The organism is Flaviflexus equikiangi (assembly GCF_014069875.1).
Taxonomy (GTDB): Bacteria; Actinomycetota; Actinomycetes; order Actinomycetales; family Actinomycetaceae; genus Flaviflexus; species Flaviflexus equikiangi.
In genome coordinates, this window is the sequence record NZ_CP059676.1 from 725258 (window position 1) to 742525 (window position 17268).

The following is a 17268-nucleotide window of genomic DNA, read 5'->3' on the forward strand; positions in this document are numbered from 1 at the left end:
CTGTCGGACTCCGCACCGGCAGGCCGGGCTAGCGGAGGCGGCCGATCGAGGAGATGACGAGATCCCAGAAACGCTCGACATCGAGCTTCAGCGCGGCGCGAGAGCGAGAGTCATAGCTCATCCAGGGCCTGCGGTCGACGATGGTCATACCGGTCGTGTGGGCACCGCTCGTCTCGACGACGATCGGGCTGGCCAGGTAGGACATGAGAGATGGATCGATGACCTGGGCGACAGCCACCGGATCGTGGACCGGCGGGGAGGCGAAGGCCTGCTCGGATTCGTTCGACTCGGTGAAGAACGCCATGAGGTCGACAACGAACTGACCCACCGGGGTGCCCAAGCTGCGGAACCTGTCGACAACGTCGGGCGTTGCCTGCGCCTCGTGGGTGACATCGAGTCCCACCATCGTGACCGGCCACGGGGCAGACACGACTGCGGCGGCGGCCTCGGGATCGACAAGGATGTTGAACTCCGCGACGGGGGAATAGTTCCCGACCCCGACGCCCCCGCCCATGAAGGTCACCCCCGCGACACGGGAAGCGATCTCGGGCTCCTTGCGCAGTGCCATCGCAACATTCGTCAGCGGCCCGGTGGGAACGAGGGTGATCGTGCCGGGCTCCGACTCCATGATCGTGTCGATCATCAGGTCGACGCCATGGCGCTGATCGAGATCCATGGCAGGAGGAGGCAGCGTCACCCCATCCAGGCCGCTCTCACCGTGAATCTCGGCAGACGTCAAGAGATCGCGGACGAGGGGACGATCGCAACCCGCCGCGATCGGGGCGGTGATGTTCGCGAGAGTGGCGATGCCGAGAGCGTTGCGCGTCACCTTCTCCAGGGTCTGGTTGCCGCCCACGGTCGTGATCGCGGCAATCTCGATGTCGGGATGACCGGCGGCGAGAAGCATCGCAACCGCATCATCATGTCCGGGATCGCAGTCCAGAATGATGTTCATTGCACCTCGATCAGGGGGAAATCGGTGACCGTCGACGCCGCCACATAGCGATGGAGAGCGGACACGATCTGGAGATCGACAGTCGGATCGGACGTGGGAATGTAGCTGAACAGCTCGGCCGCGATCAGCATCTTGGCCTCGGCCTCGAGCTGCGCCGCAGTCTCCGGGGACGGGTCGGCCAGGAACCACGAGGGGAGGGGCGCGACAGCGAGACGGCTGTCTGCCATCCCGCTCGACAGGATCGCGCTCGTCATCGTATCGACCTCGGCAATACTGTCGACTGCGGATTCGTTCGGGTCGAGATGAGCGGCGGCGGTCTCCAGCCACTGCCGCGCCGTGTCAAGGGTGAGCAGCGTCTGCTCTGTCGCGAACTCGGCCAGACCGACAAGCGGCTCCGCCGCGATCGCTTCCTCCTCGGTCAGAGCATCGAGCGCGATCTGCTGCCGAAGCAGGATGGAGGCGAACAGGGGGGCGTCCGCGGGATCGACGGTCTGCACAGCATGCTCGGTGGCCTCGACGGCCCGTTCGAGAAGGATCATGACATCGGCCGTATCGGACTGTGGGGCGGGCGGGTTCGTCGCACCCTCAGGTGCGCCCTCGGGCCAGGGTACCCATACCCCTCCGACAGCCTCCTCGTGGGCGCGTGCCATCGACGCAACGTCCGGGTTCGCACCCTCGGCCGCCTCCGCGAGGAGCGCATAGGCCGTCGCGGCATCCTGGCGTGCCTCCTCGGAGACACTGGCAGGCTCCGGCTGGGGAGGCCCCGAGTCGAGCCTGACACCGATGACGACCATCGCGAGGACGAAGATGGCGATGCCGATCGCGACAGAGAGGAGGAAAGCTGCGGGTGAGAGCCCAGCGCGGCGAGTCATACGTCAATAGTGCCACAGGGCCTTCTTCTCCCGTGGCGAAGACCTCCCGGCGGCAGTATCGGCACGGGCGGACATGCAGGTACGCTGGAAGGCATGAAGGATGCTGATAAACTGAACGATGCACTTGTCTCGGTCGTGGCCGGGGCCGGTCTCTATCTCGAGCAGGTCGAGCTGAAGCCCGCCGGGAAGCGAACCCTGCTGCGGGTCACGGTGGACCTGGAAGATGGTCCGGGCGGAGTGGGATCGGATCAGCTGGCCGACGTGTCTCGCAAGATCTCGGCATTCCTCGACGAAAGCCCTGCCGCACCGTCCGGCCAGTACGTGCTCGAGGTGTCCACACCCGGGGCCACGAGAACCCTGACAGAGCCCCGACACTTCCGCCGTGCGCAGGGACGCAAGGTCGTCCTCGCCACCGCAGGCGGCGACATCACGGGACGTCTCGACTCAGTCGAAGGCGATACACTGTCCCTCAGCAATGGCGGGCAGGCGCGCGAGATCTCACTCTCCGACGTGCTGAGCGCCCGCATGGACGTCGAACTTTAGGAGCCCCCGTGGATATTCAGATGAGCGAGCTGCGGATCGTTGAAGCAGAGCTCGGAATCAGTGTCGACGTTCTTGTCGGAGCAATCGAAGACGCGCTCCTGCATGCCTACCACCGCGTGCCGGGTGCGATCCACCAGGCCAGAGTCGAACTCGACCGCGACACGGGCAAGGCGACCGTGTGGGCCGTCGAACTCGACGATGACGGCAACCCCGCCGGGGAGTTCGATGACACGCCGAGCGACTTCGGCCGCATCGCAACCTCGACAGCACGCAGCATCATCGCGCAGCGCCTGCGGGACGCTGAAGCGGACCGCGTGCTCGGCTCGTTCAAGGGCAAGCAGGGCACCGTCGTGTCCGGCGTCGTCCAAGCCAACCCGCCCCGGACGAACCCGGACGACATCTTCATCAACGTCGGAGAGCACGAGGCCCTCCTCCGCAAGGACGAGCAGGTTCCGACCGAGCGTTTCCGCCACGGAGACCGGGTGCGCGCCTATGTCCTCGACGTATCCGTCGGGCACCGCGGCGCAACCGTGCGACTGTCCCGCTCCCACCCTGACTTCGTGCGCCGCCTCTTCGAGACAGAGGTGCCGGAGATCGAGGGTGGGGACGTGGAGATCGTTGCGCTTGCCCGAGAAGCCGGTCATCGCACCAAGCTCGCCGTGTGGAGCCCCGACCAGTCCATCAACGCCAAAGGCGCCTGCATCGGGCACAACGGCCAGCGTGTTCGCGCCGTCATGGAGGAACTCGGCGGGGAGAAGATCGACATCGTCGACTACGATGACGAGCCCGCCGCCTTCATCGCCGCCGCACTCTCCCCGGCTCGTGTCACCCAGGTCGACGTGTTGAGCATGGATAACCGTCAGGCACGCGCCGTCGTGCCCGACGATCAGGCCTCCCTCGCCATCGGCAAGGATGCGCAGAACGTGCGCCTCGCGGCGAAGCTCACCGGCTGGTCGATCGACATCCGCAAAGAGTCGGAAATGGCGGCGGCAGGTGCCGAAGCTGAAGCCAGAAAAGCCGCCGCTGCAGAGGATAATGTCGCAGACGACGAGTCGGACGACTGAGAGATCACACACCCGCCCGCGTAATGCTGGTGGTTTGTGAGGGAGAGTTGATAGAATCATAGATGGTTTACGCCGCTTAACAGATGGATGACGTGTTGACTCATATACCTCAGCGCACATGCATCGGTTGCCGACAGCGTGAACCGCGGTCCGCCCTGGTCCGGCTCGTGGCGCAGCAACACACCGTTGCTGTCGACGCGGACCGAGTTCTCCCGGGGCGAGGCGCGTGGCTGCATCGTCGCCGCGACTGCCTGAACCGTGCGCTCGCCTCCCGAGCCTGTTCCCGTCATCTGCGCACAGCGATCACGGACACCTCGGGACTTGAGGAATGGTTTGACCTCGGCTCATCCGGAGCCGTACTAGAAGAAGCGACGAAGAAAGCGGGTAGGAAGCCGATGGGCGCCCAATGAGTACCCAGCGATGAGCTGCCAGCAGTAAAGGGTCTGTCGCACCTGCGCGGACCCCACAAGAAGGAGAAATGTGGCAAAAGTCCGCGTCCACCAACTAGCGAAAGAGTTTGGTATTCCGAGCAAGGAACTGCTCACCTACCTCTCTGACGCCGGTGAATTTATCAAGTCCGCGTCATCGACGCTCGAGCCCCCCGTCGAACGGAAGGCCCGTCAGCATTTCGAGTCGCTAGCATCCTCCGGTAAGCCGGAGAAGGCCGCCGCGCCCACGGCGCAGTCGGCACGTCCCGCTCCGAAGCCGGGACCCCAGAAGGCTGACAAGCCTGCACAAGAGCCCGCCGCGCAGGCGGATGACACTCCCACGGTCGAGAAGACGTCGGCCCCCGAGGCGCCCAAGCCCGGCCCCCAGGCTCCCAAGCCGGGACCGAAGCCTGTCGTCAAGGAAACCGTTGTCGAGACCCCCGCCGTCGAGGCTCCTGCCGCGACCCCGGAACCCCAGGCGGCACCCGCCGTCGAGGAGACGACAGAGGCGGCAACCCCGGCTCCGAAGCCGGGACCCGCAGCATCTGCACGCCCGGGCCCCCCGCCCGCAGCGAAGCCCGCCCCGAAGCCGGGCGGCCAGCGCGGCGGACGCGGCTCCGGTTCCGGCAAGGGCAACCCCCGTCCCGGCAACAATCCGTTCGCGCCCGCTCAGGGCATGCCCCGCCCCGGCGGCGGCAAGGGCGGACCGCGACCCGGCAATAACCCGTTCGCGCCCGCTCAGGGCATGCCCCGCCCCGGCGGCGGCAAGAAGACTGAAGGGCAGGGCGCTGCGCGTCCCCGCCCCGGCGCATCGAAGGGCGGTCCCCGTCCTTCTCCCGCGATGATGCCGAACCATTCGGCTCTTGCTGATCAGACGAAGGCCGGCGGCCGTGGTGGTCGCGGCGGTGCACGTCCCGGACAGGGTCGTGGCGCCGGTGCGGGTGCCGGAGCCGGTGCCGGTGCAGGAGCACCGGGTGGCGGCGCACCCAACAGGGGCCGTCCGCTGCGCGGCGGCACCGCCGGTGCGTTCGGACGTGGCGGCGGCCGTGCAGGCCGCGGCCGCAAGTCGAAGCGTGCGAAGCGTCAAGAGTACGAGCAGCAGCATGCGCCCATGGTGGGCGGCGTCCGCGTTCCGCGCGGCGACGGCTCCACCGTGGTCCGTATCCGTGCGGGCGCGTCCCTCGCGGACTTCGCCGAGAAGATCCAGGTCGATCCCGCGGCATTGGTGACAGTCATGATCACGCTCGGCGAGATGGTGACAGCGAACCAGTCCCTCGACGAGGACACGTTCAAGCTTCTCGGAGCTGAGCTCGGCTACGACATCCAGATCCTGTCGCCCGAAGATGAGGATCGTGAGATCCTCGAGGCCTTCAATATCGATCTCGAAGCCGAAGAGGCTGCCGAGACCGATGAGGATCTCGTGGCTCGTCCGCCGGTCGTCACGGTCATGGGTCACGTCGACCACGGCAAGACGAAGCTCCTCGACGCTATCCGCAGCGATGACGTCGCCGGCGGCGAAGCGGGCGGCATCACCCAGCGCATCGGCGCCTACCAGGTGACGGTCCAGCACGACGGCAACGATCGTGCGATCACGTTCATCGATACGCCCGGCCATGAAGCGTTCACGCAGATGCGTGCCCGCGGCGCCGAGGTGACCGATATTGCGATCCTCGTGGTCGCCGCGAACGACGGCGTCATGCCGCAGACGATCGAGGCTCTCAACCACGCGCAGGCCGCCAACGTTCCCATCGTTGTCGCCGTCAACAAGATCGATGTCGAGGGAGCATCCCCGGACAAGGTCCGCGGTCAGCTCACCGAATACGGTCTCGTTGCGGAGGAGTACGGTGGCGACACGATGTTCGTCGACGTCTCCGCGAAGGAGCGCATCAACATCGATGAGCTGCTGGAAGCCGTGCTCCTCACGGCCGACGCTGCCCTCGAGTTGACTGCGAACCCGAACAAGAGCGCCCGCGGCGTCGCCATCGAGTCCAAGCTCGATCCGGGACGCGGCTCCGTCATCACGGCTCTCGTCGAATCCGGTACCCTCCGGGTCGGCGATGCTCTCGTGGCTGGTTCCGCTCACGGCACCGTTCGCGCACTGTTCGATGATCACGGCAACCCCGTGGACGAGGCAGGCCCGTCCTTCCCCGTCCAGGTCCTCGGACTGTCCTCCGTCCCGAGCGCCGGCGACGGCTTCCTCGTGGCTGAGGATACGAGGCAGGCCAGGCAGATCGCTGACAAGCGTGAAGCCGCGAAGCGTGCCGCGACTCTGGCGAAGCGCCGCAAGCGCATCTCCCTCGAGGACTTCAACGAGGCTCTCAAGGCTGGTCAGGTCGAGACCCTCAACCTCATCATCAAGGGCGACTCCTCGGGTACCGTCGAGGCACTCGAATCGTCCCTGCTGGAGCTGGAGGTCTCGGAAGAGGTCGCGCTCAACATCATCCACCGCGGCGTCGGTGCGATCACCCAGAACGACGTCAACCTGGCGACGGTCGACTCGGCCATCATCATCGGGTTCAACGTCCGCCCGGCAGAGCGTGTCACCGACTACGCCGACGCCGAGGGTGTGGAGATGAAGTTCTACTCCGTCATCTACGACGCCATCGACGATGTCGAAGCAGCCCTCAAGGGCATGCTCAAGCCGATCTACGAAGAGGTTGAACTGGGCCGGGCTGAGATCCGCCAGATCTTCCGCTCCGGCAAGTTCGGCAACATCGCCGGCTCGATGGTCCTGTCCGGCACGATCAAGCGCGGCGTCAGCGCCCGCCTGGTCCGCAACGGGGTCGTCATCACGCCCAAACTCGAGATCGTCTCTCTCCGCCGCGAGAAGGACGACGTCACGGAGGTCCGCGAAGGCTTCGAGTGTGGCATCACGCTCGGCCACAAGGACATCGCCGAGGGCGACATCATCGAGACGTTCGAGATGCGGGAGAAGCCCCGCGACTAATCACCGGTGAGCGGGCCCTGAGGGGCCCGCTTCTGGGGAAGAGGAAGATTCCATGGCTGAAAACCCCCGCGCCCGCAAGGTCGCCGATCGGATTCACGAGATCGTGGCCATCATGATCGACCGGAAGCTGAAAGATCCGCGACTCGGCATGGTGACGGTGACAGATGTTCGCGTCACCGGCGATCTGCAGAACGCAACAATCTTCTACACGGTGCTCGGCGACGAGACCGAGCGTCAGGCCTCCGGTGCGGCTCTCGAGTCCGCCAAGGGCATGATCCGCTCCGAAGTGGGCAAGCAGCTCGGCCTGCGCCTCACGCCCACGATCGCTTTCGTCGCCGACGCCCTCCCGGTGGCGGCGCGCTCGATCGAGGATGCTCTCATCGCGGCACGCATGAGGGATTCCGAGCTTGCTCGCCTGCGCGAGTCGGCGGAACCGGCTGGTGACGCAGACCCGTACAAGAAGCCTGCCGAAGACGACGAATGATCGAAACACCGCGCGGTATATCCCCAGCAGCGTCGGGAATCCTTGTGGTCGACAAACCCGCCGCCGTCACGTCTCACGATGTGGTGGCGGCGGTTCGTCGTCTCGCCTGCACGAAGAAGGTCGGCCATGCCGGCACTCTCGACCCTGCCGCGACGGGGGTGCTCGTCCTCGGGATCGGTGCGGGAACGAAGCTCCTCACCTACCTGTCCGGGGCGGACAAGGACTACGTCTCCCGGTTCAGGCTCGGGCAGGAGACCGATACTGAAGACCTTGAGGGCAGGATCGTCTCGACTCCGGGAATCGACGCGAGCGACGACGAGATCGACGCCGCACTCGCATCCTTGACGGGGACAATCTCCCAGGTTCCGTCCGCTTATTCGGCGAAGAAGATCGACGGGAAGAGAGCCTACGACCTGGCGAGAGCCGGCGAGAAGGTCGACCTGAAGGCCGTCGAGGTGACGGTCAGCCGTCTCGTCCGGACCTCACCCATCGTGCGCCGCGACGGGCTGGCAGATTTCGATGTCGAGGTCACCTGTTCATCCGGCACCTATGTTCGTGCCCTTGCCCGCCAGACCGGCCAAGCACTCGGGTCGATCGGCCACATCACCGCGCTGCGCCGCACCCGGGTGGGAGGGTTCACGGAGGCACGCTCCGTGGCAGACATGGTGGAGCAGGTTGGTCACGAACCGCTCTCGGTGATCCCCCTCGCGGAGGCTGCCCGCCGGGCACTGCCGTGGGCCGAGATCACGGACAGCCAGGAGCAGGCCCTGCGGTACGGCCAGTTCATCGACCTCGATGCGTCGACACCCGTGGCCCTCGTGCGGGGCGACACGCTTGTCGCCATCGGAAAGAAGCGCGGGAGCCAGATCGGCCCCGCCGTCGTATTCGCGCACTAGTCGAGCTGGAGGGCGAGCCACAGCACGGCGGCATCACCCGTGCTCCGGGGATCCAAGCCGGTCGTTTCGGCGATGCGATGAAGGCGCCCGCTGAGAGTGTTCTTGTGGACGTGGAGAACCTCAGCTGCTCGCGTCAGCGACCCGTCAGCATCGAAGTAGGCGCGCAAGGACTTCAGCAGCTCCCCGCGCACCTGTGGCGGCATGCCGGAGAAGATTCGTGTCGTGAAGGCATGCCGTTCCCGCTGGGGGATCGCGGACAGGAGGACATCGACCGTGACCTCGTCGTAGCGCTGCACGTCGATGGTCGAATGGAGGGCGCGTCGCAGTGCCCTCATGGACTGTTCTGCGGCCTCCGGCGCTGACACGCCCAGGCATGACACGCCTGCCGCGAGTCGCAGGTTGGATGATGCTCGGACGCGACGCGCGAGCTGGTCAAGCCACTCAACAGTCGGCGTCAGCCCATTCGTCGATTCCCGATCGAGCGGGAAGAGGATCACGATTCGGCTGGCGATCTGAGCGGTGATGGCGCCGCGCGACCGGGCGGCATGAACGACCGTCTCGGTCACGCGATCGATGTCGAGCTGGCGCGGATGATCGGACCGAGCCACGGCCTGCGCTGTGACGACGAGGTACTGGGCCGATACGTCGATGCCGAAATCACGGCCCTCCGCGATCAGGCTCGGGCTGAGCTCACGAGCGCCGGAAAGCCATGATTCGAGGAAACGCGTATAGGAACGTGTGTGCCGCTCCGCGGTCTCCCGGCTCCGGGTTTCTCGAAGCAGGATCTCTGTCATCTTCTGGAGGACGTGGGCGGGGGTTGTGAAGGTGGCGGGATCGCCGGTGATGCCGAGAACGCCCGTGATCTCGCCGTCCGCCCAGATCGGCAGGTTGAGCCCGGGACGCACTCCCGGCATGTCAGGATCGGTGATGATGAGTCGATCGAGCTGATCGGCGATGATCCGGGCAGCCCCCTGATGGTGCTGTCCCACACGTGCCGGGTCGGTGCTGGCGATGATGACGGCACCCTGGTCGATGAGGTTGACGTCCGCACCCAGCACGGAACTGATCTCGGACACGATGCGCTGCGCATTGTCCAGAGAAATATCCATTCCACCCCCGTCCTCGTATCGCCACCCATCGTACGTGGTCTGTGGCACATGTGTGGGGCGAAAGAGTGGTCTGGGGACCATCGTTGGCGGGACGTGGGCGCGACTATGGTCAACTCCAAGTCATCGCAAAGGAGCTGACATGACTGGCATCCCACTCATCATCGTTTTCGCCCTCGCCATCGTCCTCATGATCATCATGATCTCGAAGTGGCGGATCCACCCCTTCATCTCGATCATGCTGGTCGCGCTCGGTCTCGGCCTGATCGGCGGTATCCCGCTTGTCAACAAGACCGACGAGGCGGGAGAGACGATCAACGGCCTTGCGACTGTCATCGGTCTCGGATTCTCGGGAACCTTCACCTCCATCGGTATCGTCATCATCCTCGGTGCGCTGATCGGGCTCATCCTCGAGAAGACGGGCGCGGCCTTCCAGATCGCGGATGCTCTCGTCCGCGTTATCGGGAAGAAGCGGCCCGTGCTGGCAACCCAGCTCATGGGATGGGTCGTCTCCATCCCCGTCTTCTGCGACTCCGGCTTCGTCATCCTCAACCCGATCAGGCGGGCTCTCGCACGGCGCACGGGCGCATCATCGGTGGCGATGACAGTCGCCCTTTCGGCAGGTCTCTACACCTCCCATGTCTTCATCCCGCCCACCCCCGGCCCCATCGCGGCCGCCAACACCCTCGGTATCGGCGACAACATCCTCATCGTCATCGGCATCGGAACCCTCGTCTCCATTCCCGCGCTCGTCGTGTCCTATTTCTATGCTCAGTGGATCGGCAAGAGGATCACGGCGAACGATGAGGACGAAGAGCTCGATGATGCGACCCTCGAGAACCTCTATGAGGAGCTCCGCGCCTCGTACGGCAGACTGCCCGGCGTCGGCGCTTCCTTCCTTCCCATCCTCGTCCCCATTCTCGCCATGGCGCTCGGCTCCATCGGATCGCTTTTCGAATGGGATGGAGTCCTCGGGGACGTCGTCGGCTTCATCGGCACGCCGATCATCGCTCTCGCCATCGGCGTCGTCTTCGCCGTTCTCGTCCTCGGGAGCGTGGGCAGGATGACGGACTTCTACGACATCACGGACGAGACCCTCCGTGTTGTCGGGCCGATCCTCTTCATCACCGCCGCCGGCGGGGTTCTCGGCCGCGTCATCGCCTCCACGGACCTCGTCGCCTTCATCGAGGAGAACGCCACGACGTTCGCCTCTGTCGGACTGTTCTTCCCGTTCATCATCGCCGCGATCCTCAAGACCGCTCAGGGCTCCTCGACCGTCGCGCTCGTGACAACCGCCGGCATCGTCGCCCCGCTCCTGCCGGCCCTCGGACTCGAGACCCCCGTCCAGATCGCGCTCGCCGTCATGGCGATCGCGGCCGGTGCGATGACCGTGTCGCACGCCAACGATTCCTACTTCTGGGTCGTGACAAACTTTGGTGGGCTCACGCCCCAGGAGGGCTACAAGACGCAGACGATGGTGACGCTGATCATGGGTGTCACATCGATCATCGTCATCTGGCTCCTCGGGCTGATCTTCGTCTGACCGTCAGGAGCATCATGCACATCGTCATCGTCTCGGATTCGTTCAAGGGCGCCATCACCTCGCGGGAGGCGCACGACGCCATCGCCCTCGGCGTGCGGCGGGCCGTCCCGCAGGCGCGGATCACCGCGATTCCGGTCGCTGACGGCGGGGAGGGCACCGTGGACGCCATGCTGGCGGCCGGCGGAGGCGATAGCGCCGTCGCCGAGGTGTGCGGAGTGTTCCCAGGGGAGCGTGTCCATGCCCGCTATGGTCGCCTCGATTCGACGACAGCGATTGTCGAGATGGCGGAGTGCGCGGGACTCCCGCTCGCGGACGGACGCCGGCAGACGGAGGAGGCGACAACCTACGGCGTGGGAGAGCTGATCCGTGAAGCCGTCGAGACAGGCTGCCATCACGTCATCGTGGGAGCGGGCGGCAGCGCGACGACGGATCTGGGATGTGGGGCGGCCGCCGCTCTCGGAGTCGTCTTCCGCGATGACGAGGGGGAGGAGTTCGTCCCCGTCGGACGGACGCTGTCGAACGTTGCCAGTATCGACACGAGCGGGGCGAGACGACTCCTCGAGAACGTGACTCTCACCGTCATGTGCGATATCGATAACCCGCTCGCGGGAACGACGGGTGCGGCCCACGTCTTCGCCCCGCAGAAGGGTGCGGACAATGCGACCGTGCAGATCCTCGATCAGGGGCTCTCACACGTCGCCTCCCTCATGGCGCGAGACCACGGGATCGACATTGCGGACATCCCGGGAGCAGGAGCGGCGGGAGGTCTCGCCGGTGGCCTCATGGCGTTCTGCGGGGCCACGCTCAAGCCCGGCATCGACGCCGTTCTCGAGGCCGCGGACTTTGCCGCTGTCATAGCAGATGCTGATCTCATCATCACAGGTGAAGGCCGCATCGACGGCCAGTCCCTCTCCGGCAAGGTCCCCGTCGGGGTGGCGCGATGGGCGAAGAGGTACCGCGACGATCTGCCCGTCGTCGTCCTCGCGGGCTCGATCGGTCCAGATATCGATGAGGTGTATGGGGAGGGAATCACGGCAGTGTTCCCGATCGGACGTGCCCCAGAGCCCCTTCACGACGCGATCGAGCACACGGAGGAGAACCTGGCGGCCAGCGCGCACAGCCTTGTTCGTCTCTGCTCCACCATCGCACAGTCAGCCTCTTCTTAGCCGAGACGACTCGTTGGCGGCAATCGGGAGCAACCGGATTCTTCGTTGACAGATGCTGTCGGTCGGAGGCGGGTGGCTTGGTGGCCGCTTCGAATGTCCCGGTCTCCGTCCCCTAGACTGGCATCATGAGTTCACCATGTGCATGTGGCAAGCAAGGATCCAAGTGTGGGTGCGGAGGCCAAGGCCGCCGCGGCGGCTGCGGGAATGGCGGAGGATGCGGATGTGGGGGAGGCGGTTCGGCCGCCCCAGCCGTCCGGGATCTCTCCGAGGGACGCCCACAGCTCGGCCTGCGGTCAGGTATCTGATGGAGGTGTGGCGCTCTTCTGCCGACATCCCCTCCGACCTGGCAGGATCAGTCGTCACCATCGGCGTCTTCGACGGCGTCCACAAGGGCCACCGTGCCGTCATCAGCGAAGCGGTCCGGCAGGCTGGCGCTCTCGGACTTCCCTGCATCGTCCTCACCTTCGACCCTCATCCGGGCACAGTCCACAATCCAGAGAGCGAGATCCCCCTCGTCATCTCGCTCGACGATCGGCTGCGCCTCCTCGAAGCGCTCGGAGTCGACGTCACGTTCGTCCAGCACTACACACTGGACTATGCGATGGCGAGCGCGCAGGAATTCATCGGTCACCAGGTTGTCGGCGATCTCAAGGCTCGAGCAGTCGTCGTCGGTGAGGACGCGCGGTTCGGCCGCGGCAACGAGGGGGACGGCAAGCTCCTGCAGTCTCTCGGCGAGTCGCTCGGCTTCACGGTGACACTCGTGCGCGACCTCGAGGATTCGACGAGCGGACGCCGCTGGTCCTCCACGTGGCTGCGCGAACTGCTGGATGAAGGAAACGTCAAGGGAGCGACGAAGGTTCTCGGGCGGCTCCACCGGCTCCAGGGCACCGTCGTCCACGGGCACAAGAGAGGCCGCGAACTCGGTTTCCCGACCGCCAATCTTCAAGCATCCTCAGCGGGGGTCGTGCCGCAGGACGGGGTGTATGCCGGATGGTTGGTTCGCACGGTTCCGGGCACGTCGGCCGTCGAGAACCTCCCGGCAGCGATCTCTGTCGGCACGAACCCCCAGTTCGATGGCGAGAAGAGGACAGTGGAGGCACACGTGCTGGGCCGAACGGATCTCGATCTCTACGGCGAGGAGATCTCCATCGACCTCGTCGCCTATCTGCGTCCCATGTGGGCCTTCGACACTCTCGACGAACTGCTGGGGCAGATGGACGAGGACTTGCGCCAGTCCGCGCTCGCGCTCGGGGTTCCCGTCAGCGGGCGCGTCGACCCGCGCCGCGTCACGGCAGGAACAGAGGTTTCCGCAGAACAGAATCTCACCTGGTAGTGAACGTCACCGTTTCCGACGATTCTTTGCCCCTCGCGGCGTGTTAGCCTGGTGAAGCCGTCTTATCGGCCACGGATGCGTCATGCCCGGGAGAACAGGCCCCGGAGCTCTGTGCAACGGAAAGAAATTGGAGAATCATGGCTCTCTCACCTGAGAAAAAGCAGCAGATCATCAAAGAGTACGCTACTCATGAGGGCGACACCGGCTCGCCGGAGGTGCAGGTAGCCCTGCTCTCTGAACGGATCAGTCAGCTGACCGAGCATTTCCGCTCGCACAAGCACGACCACCACTCCCGCCGCGGCCTCATGCTTCTGATTGGTCAGCGCAAGCGCCTTCTGAAGTACCTCGCTGCGGAAGACATCGAGCGTTACCGCTCACTGATCGCACGTCTCGGACTGCGTCGCTAGAACTCACGGCCCGGGCCCTCAGTGGCCCGGGCTTCCAGTTGCTCGACGTGGCCGTCGAGACAACACACTGAAGTACAACGAAGAAAATGGGGAGCAGGCAACCGGTCCTCGGTTGTGTGTTACGGGGCATGGTCCCGTGATGAGCAATCGATGGCCGTGGCTGGCTCCCAGAAAGTAGAGGAACCATGGAAGGTCCCGACGTTAAATTCGCTGAAGCAATCATTGATAATGGTTCATTCGGCACCCGCACTATCCGTTTCGAAACCGGGCTTCTCGCCCGCCAGGCCGCCGGCTCGACAATGGCCTACCTCGATGGCGAAACCGCCATCCTCTCCGCGACCGCGGTCTCGAAAGCACCGAAGGATCACTTCGATTTCTTCCCGCTGACCGTCGATGTCGAGGAGCGTGCCTACGCTGCCGGCCGCATCCCCGGATCGTTCTTCCGTCGTGAAGCACGCCCCGGCACGGACGCCATCCTGGCCTGCCGTCTCATCGACCGCCCGCTGCGCCCCGCCTTCGCGAAGGGCTTGCGCAACGAGGTCCAGGTCGTTGCGACCATCATGTCCGTCCATCCTGACGATGCGTACGACGTGCTCGCGATCAACGCGGCATCAATGTCGACCACGCTGTCCCCGCTGCCCTTCTCCGGTCCGATCGGCGGCGTCCGCGTTGCCCTCATCGACAACCAGTGGGTTGCGTTCCCCCGTTACTCCGAGCTCAACCGCGCCTCGTTCACCATGGTTGTGGCCGGCCGCATCGTCGAAGACGATGTTGCTGTCATGATGGTGGAAGCAGAAGCCGGCGAGTACGCCTGGGATCTGATCCAGGCCGGCGCGCAGGCTCCCACCGAGGAGACCGTCGCTGAAGGCCTCGAAGCCGCGAAGAGCTTCATCCGGGTTCTCTGCGAAGCACAGCAGCAGCTCGTCGACGAAGCGGGCAAGGAAACCCAGGACTACCCGGTGTTCCTGCCCTACACGGACGAGCAGTTCGCCCGCGTGGAGAAGCAGATCGGCGATCGCCTCCAGCCCATCCTCCAGCTCGTCGGCAAGGCAGAACGCGACGACGCTCTGAACGAGCTCACCACGCACGTGGTAGCCGAGCTCTCCACCGACTACCCGGAGGGTGCCGGCGAACTCGCGGCCGCCGTGAACTCGGTGTTCAAGAAGCAGATGCGCCACCGCGTCCTCACCGAGGGTGTCCGCATGGACGGCCGTCAGCCTGCCGAGATCCGCTCGATCACGGCCGAGACGAACGTTCTGCCCCGCGTGCACGGCTCCGCCCTGTTCCAGCGCGGCGAGACCCAGATCATGGGCGTCACGACGCTCAACATGCTGAAGATGGAGCAGCAGCTCGACAACCTCTCCCCGGAGAAGTCGAAGCGCTACATGCACCACTACAACTTCCCGCCCTACTCGACCGGTGAGACCGGCCGAGTCGGTTCCCCGAAGCGCCGCGAGATCGGACACGGCATGCTCGCAGAGCGCGCCCTCGTCCCGGTCCTGCCCGCCCGCGAAGACTTCCCGTACGCGATCCGTCAGGTATCCGAGGCTCTCGGCTCCAACGGCTCGACGTCGATGGGCTCCGTCTGCGCATCGACCCTGTCGCTCCTCAACGCCGGCGTGCCGCTGCGCGCCTCCGTCGCCGGTATCGCCATGGGCCTCATGAGCGAGGTTATCGATGGGGAGCACCGCTTTGTTGCTCTGACCGATATCCTCGGCGCTGAAGATGCTCTGGGCGACATGGACTTCAAGGTTGCCGGTACACGCGAGTTCGTGACAGCTATCCAGCTCGACACGAAGCTTGATGGCCTCCCGGCCCAGGTGCTCGCAGCCGCCCTCGGGCAGGCCCGCGATGCTCGTCTTGCGATCCTCGACATCCTCGACGACGCCATCTCCGTGCCCGATGAGATGAACGACACCGCCCCCCGGATCATCACGGTCAAGATCCCTGTCGACAAGATCGGCGAGGTCATCGGCCCCAAGGGCAAGATGATCAACCAGATCCAGGAGGACACCGGCGCTGACATCTCGATCGAAGATGACGGATCCGTGTTCATCGGAGCGACGACCGGTTCAGCTGCTGACGCGGCACGCCAGGCCATCAACTCCATCGCCAACCCGACCATGCCAGAGGTTGGTGAACGGTTCGTGGGCACAGTCGTCAAGACGACGTCCTTCGGCGCGTTCGTCTCGCTCTCGCCCGGCAAGGATGGCCTCCTCCACATCACCCAGATCCGCCGCATGGTCGGTGGCAAGCGTGTCGAGAGCGTCGAAGACGTCCTCAACGTGGGTGACAAGGTTCAGGTCGAGCTCGCAGAGATCGATCAGCGCGGCAAGCTCTCCCTCCACGCCATCGTCGAAGGCGAAGAGAACGAGCAGGCCGACGAGGTCGCCAACGACGTCGAGACCGACGAGAACGGCACAGAGGAGAACGGCACGGAGGAGCGCGGCGAGCGCAAGCCCCGCAACCGTCAGCGTCGCCGTACCCGCAAGTCCGACGAAGACTAGCAGCGATCGGCTTCTGCCGATGTAGCTACAGTGGGCCGATCAATCGATCGGCCCACACTCGTCTCTCCCGGCACGGTCTGTGACTGATTGTGAACGCACACGTCTGCGGGCGAACGTGACCGGTAGAGTGGCACGCATGAAGGTAGCAGTTATTGGAGCACAGGGCCGCATGGGGACCGCCATGTCCGCCGGAGTTCAAGCAACAGAGGGGCTCGACCTCGTGGCGTCACTCGATGCGGGTGACGAGATCACGGTGGGCTCGCTCAACGGGGCAGAGGCAGCGATCGAGTTCACGAGGCCGGACTCGACCGTGGCGAACGTGCTCGCGTTGATCGACGCGGGCGTCCACTGCGTGGTCGGCACGACGGGATGGATGGGGGAGAGCCTCGACCTCGTCAAGGAGAAGCTCGAGCAGAACCCCTCCATCGGCGTTCTCATCGCACCCAACTATGCACTCTCAGCGGTGCTGGCGATGGCGTTCGCGAAGAAGGCCGCCGCCTATTTCGAATCTGCCGAAGTCATCGAGCTCCATCACCCCGGCAAGGTCGACGCGCCGTCTGGCACGGCGCTGACCACCGCCCAGCACATTGCGCAGGCACGCAGGGAGGCCGGTCTGGGGGAGATGCCGGACGCGACGGAGACGGATCCGCACGGTGCCCGCGGTGCCGTCATCGAGGGAGTCCACGTCCATGCCGTCCGTCTTCGCGGTTTGACCGCACATGAAGAGGTGGTGTTCGGGAATCCTGGGGAACAGTTGACGATCCGCACAGACTCCTTCGACAGGGAATCTTTCTTCCCGGGGGTCCTTCTGGGCCTGCGCGAGGTTGGAAAGCGGCCTGGCTTGACGTATGGACTGGATCAGCTGATGGAGCTGTGAATATCCGAATCTTGCTCATGGCGTGGCTCTGGATCCCTCGGCGATCCGCAGAGTGTGAGGCTTCGTCCCGAACCACTCATCGATAGTCCGCATTGAGAAGACCGTGATGGGGCCGCAGCATGTGCTGCGGCCCCATCACG

At 65.1% G+C, this 17268-nt stretch carries 15 protein-coding genes; 12 read left to right on the top strand and 3 right to left on the bottom strand.

Going from position 1 to position 17268, the window contains the following annotated elements:
* Positions 1–28: 28 nt before the first annotated feature.
* Both H2O75_RS03500 and H2O75_RS03505 read right to left on the bottom strand, forming a co-directional pair.
* Positions 29–955, bottom strand: a complete 927-nt coding sequence (locus tag H2O75_RS03500) for a nucleoside hydrolase (RefSeq protein ID WP_182173728.1) — start codon at positions 953–955, stop codon at positions 29–31.
* Positions 952–1827, bottom strand: a complete 876-nt coding sequence (locus tag H2O75_RS03505; protein WP_182173731.1) for a hypothetical protein — start codon at positions 1825–1827, stop codon at positions 952–954. Before H2O75_RS03505 ends, H2O75_RS03500 begins: the two co-directional genes overlap by 4 nt.
* Before the next feature lie 93 nt (positions 1828–1920).
* On the opposite strand from H2O75_RS03505, the gene rimP reads away from it, so the two are divergent.
* From rimP to truB, 6 genes are all read left to right on the top strand, one after another.
* Complete coding sequence (gene rimP / locus H2O75_RS03510; protein WP_182173734.1) at positions 1921–2370, top strand: ribosome maturation factor RimP; 450 nt, start codon at positions 1921–1923, stop codon at positions 2368–2370.
* An 8-nt stretch (positions 2371–2378) separates the two neighbouring features.
* Positions 2379–3434: a transcription termination factor NusA gene (nusA, locus tag H2O75_RS03515; protein ID WP_182173737.1), complete on the top strand. Its 1056-nt coding sequence runs from the start codon at positions 2379–2381 to the stop codon at positions 3432–3434.
* Between the two features lie 83 nt (positions 3435–3517).
* Positions 3518–3844, top strand: coding sequence for a YlxR family protein (locus tag H2O75_RS03520; protein ID WP_182173740.1), 327 nt, complete (start codon positions 3518–3520; stop codon positions 3842–3844).
* Between the two features lie 70 nt (positions 3845–3914).
* Positions 3915–6809, top strand: a complete 2895-nt coding sequence (gene infB / locus H2O75_RS03525; protein WP_182173743.1) for a translation initiation factor IF-2 — start codon at positions 3915–3917, stop codon at positions 6807–6809.
* Positions 6810–6861: 52 nt separating this feature from the next.
* The gene (gene rbfA, locus H2O75_RS03530; protein WP_182173747.1) at positions 6862–7293 is read left to right on the top strand and encodes a 30S ribosome-binding factor RbfA; all 432 of its coding nucleotides are present in this window, start codon (positions 6862–6864) and stop codon (positions 7291–7293) included.
* On the top strand, positions 7290–8189 hold the full coding sequence (gene truB, locus H2O75_RS03535; protein WP_182173750.1) for a tRNA pseudouridine(55) synthase TruB: 900 nt from the start codon (positions 7290–7292) through the stop codon (positions 8187–8189). The genes rbfA and truB overlap by 4 nt, the downstream gene beginning before the upstream one ends.
* On the opposite strand, the gene H2O75_RS03540 is transcribed toward truB, so the two are convergent.
* Complete coding sequence (locus H2O75_RS03540) at positions 8186–9298, bottom strand: CdaR family transcriptional regulator (protein WP_182173753.1); 1113 nt, start codon at positions 9296–9298, stop codon at positions 8186–8188. The two genes, truB and H2O75_RS03540, sit on opposite strands and share 4 nt — an antisense overlap.
* A 139-nt stretch (positions 9299–9437) precedes the next feature.
* Here H2O75_RS03540 and H2O75_RS03545 point away from each other — a divergent pair, with 139 nt between their 5' ends.
* The 6 genes from H2O75_RS03545 (at position 9438) to dapB (ending at position 17128) form a co-directional block, all read left to right on the top strand.
* Entirely contained in the window at positions 9438–10838 is a 1401-nt protein-coding gene (locus H2O75_RS03545) for a GntP family permease (protein ID WP_182173756.1), read from the top strand.
* A 14-nt stretch (positions 10839–10852) separates the two neighbouring features.
* Positions 10853–12004, top strand: coding sequence for a glycerate kinase family protein (locus tag H2O75_RS03550; RefSeq protein ID WP_182173759.1), 1152 nt, complete (start codon positions 10853–10855; stop codon positions 12002–12004).
* Between the two features lie 304 nt (positions 12005–12308).
* A complete protein-coding gene (locus H2O75_RS03555; protein ID WP_182173762.1) occupies positions 12309–13337 on the top strand; it encodes a bifunctional riboflavin kinase/FAD synthetase in 1029 nt (342 codons plus the stop codon).
* 137 nt (positions 13338–13474) lie between these two features.
* Complete coding sequence (rpsO, locus tag H2O75_RS03560) at positions 13475–13744, top strand: 30S ribosomal protein S15 (RefSeq protein WP_182173765.1); 270 nt, start codon at positions 13475–13477, stop codon at positions 13742–13744.
* Positions 13745–13929: 185 nt separating this feature from the next.
* Entirely contained in the window at positions 13930–16251 is a 2322-nt protein-coding gene (locus H2O75_RS03565; RefSeq protein ID WP_182173768.1) for a polyribonucleotide nucleotidyltransferase, read from the top strand.
* Between the two features lie 136 nt (positions 16252–16387).
* On the top strand, positions 16388–17128 hold the full coding sequence (dapB, locus tag H2O75_RS03570) for a 4-hydroxy-tetrahydrodipicolinate reductase (RefSeq protein WP_182173770.1): 741 nt from the start codon (positions 16388–16390) through the stop codon (positions 17126–17128).
* The last annotated feature ends 140 nt before the right edge of the window (positions 17129–17268 follow it).

Coding starts and splice junctions, on each gene's coding strand:
- H2O75_RS03500 (WP_182173728.1), bottom strand. CDS start 955: ATGAACATCATTCTGGACTGCGATCCCGGACATGATGATGCGGTTGCG.
- H2O75_RS03505 (WP_182173731.1), bottom strand. CDS start 1,827: ATGACTCGCCGCGCTGGGCTCTCACCCGCAGCTTTCCTCCTCTCTGTC.
- rimP (WP_182173734.1), top strand. CDS start 1,921: ATGAAGGATGCTGATAAACTGAACGATGCACTTGTCTCGGTCGTGGCC.
- H2O75_RS03520 (WP_182173740.1), top strand. CDS start 3,518: ATGGATGACGTGTTGACTCATATACCTCAGCGCACATGCATCGGTTGC.
- rbfA (WP_182173747.1), top strand. CDS start 6,862: ATGGCTGAAAACCCCCGCGCCCGCAAGGTCGCCGATCGGATTCACGAG.
- truB (WP_182173750.1), top strand. CDS start 7,290: ATGATCGAAACACCGCGCGGTATATCCCCAGCAGCGTCGGGAATCCTT.
- H2O75_RS03540 (WP_182173753.1), bottom strand. CDS start 9,298: ATGGATATTTCTCTGGACAATGCGCAGCGCATCGTGTCCGAGATCAGT.
- H2O75_RS03545 (WP_182173756.1), top strand. CDS start 9,438: ATGACTGGCATCCCACTCATCATCGTTTTCGCCCTCGCCATCGTCCTC.
- H2O75_RS03550 (WP_182173759.1), top strand. CDS start 10,853: ATGCACATCGTCATCGTCTCGGATTCGTTCAAGGGCGCCATCACCTCG.
- H2O75_RS03555 (WP_182173762.1), top strand. CDS start 12,309: ATGGAGGTGTGGCGCTCTTCTGCCGACATCCCCTCCGACCTGGCAGGA.
- rpsO (WP_182173765.1), top strand. CDS start 13,475: ATGGCTCTCTCACCTGAGAAAAAGCAGCAGATCATCAAAGAGTACGCT.
- H2O75_RS03565 (WP_182173768.1), top strand. CDS start 13,930: ATGGAAGGTCCCGACGTTAAATTCGCTGAAGCAATCATTGATAATGGT.
- dapB (WP_182173770.1), top strand. CDS start 16,388: ATGAAGGTAGCAGTTATTGGAGCACAGGGCCGCATGGGGACCGCCATG.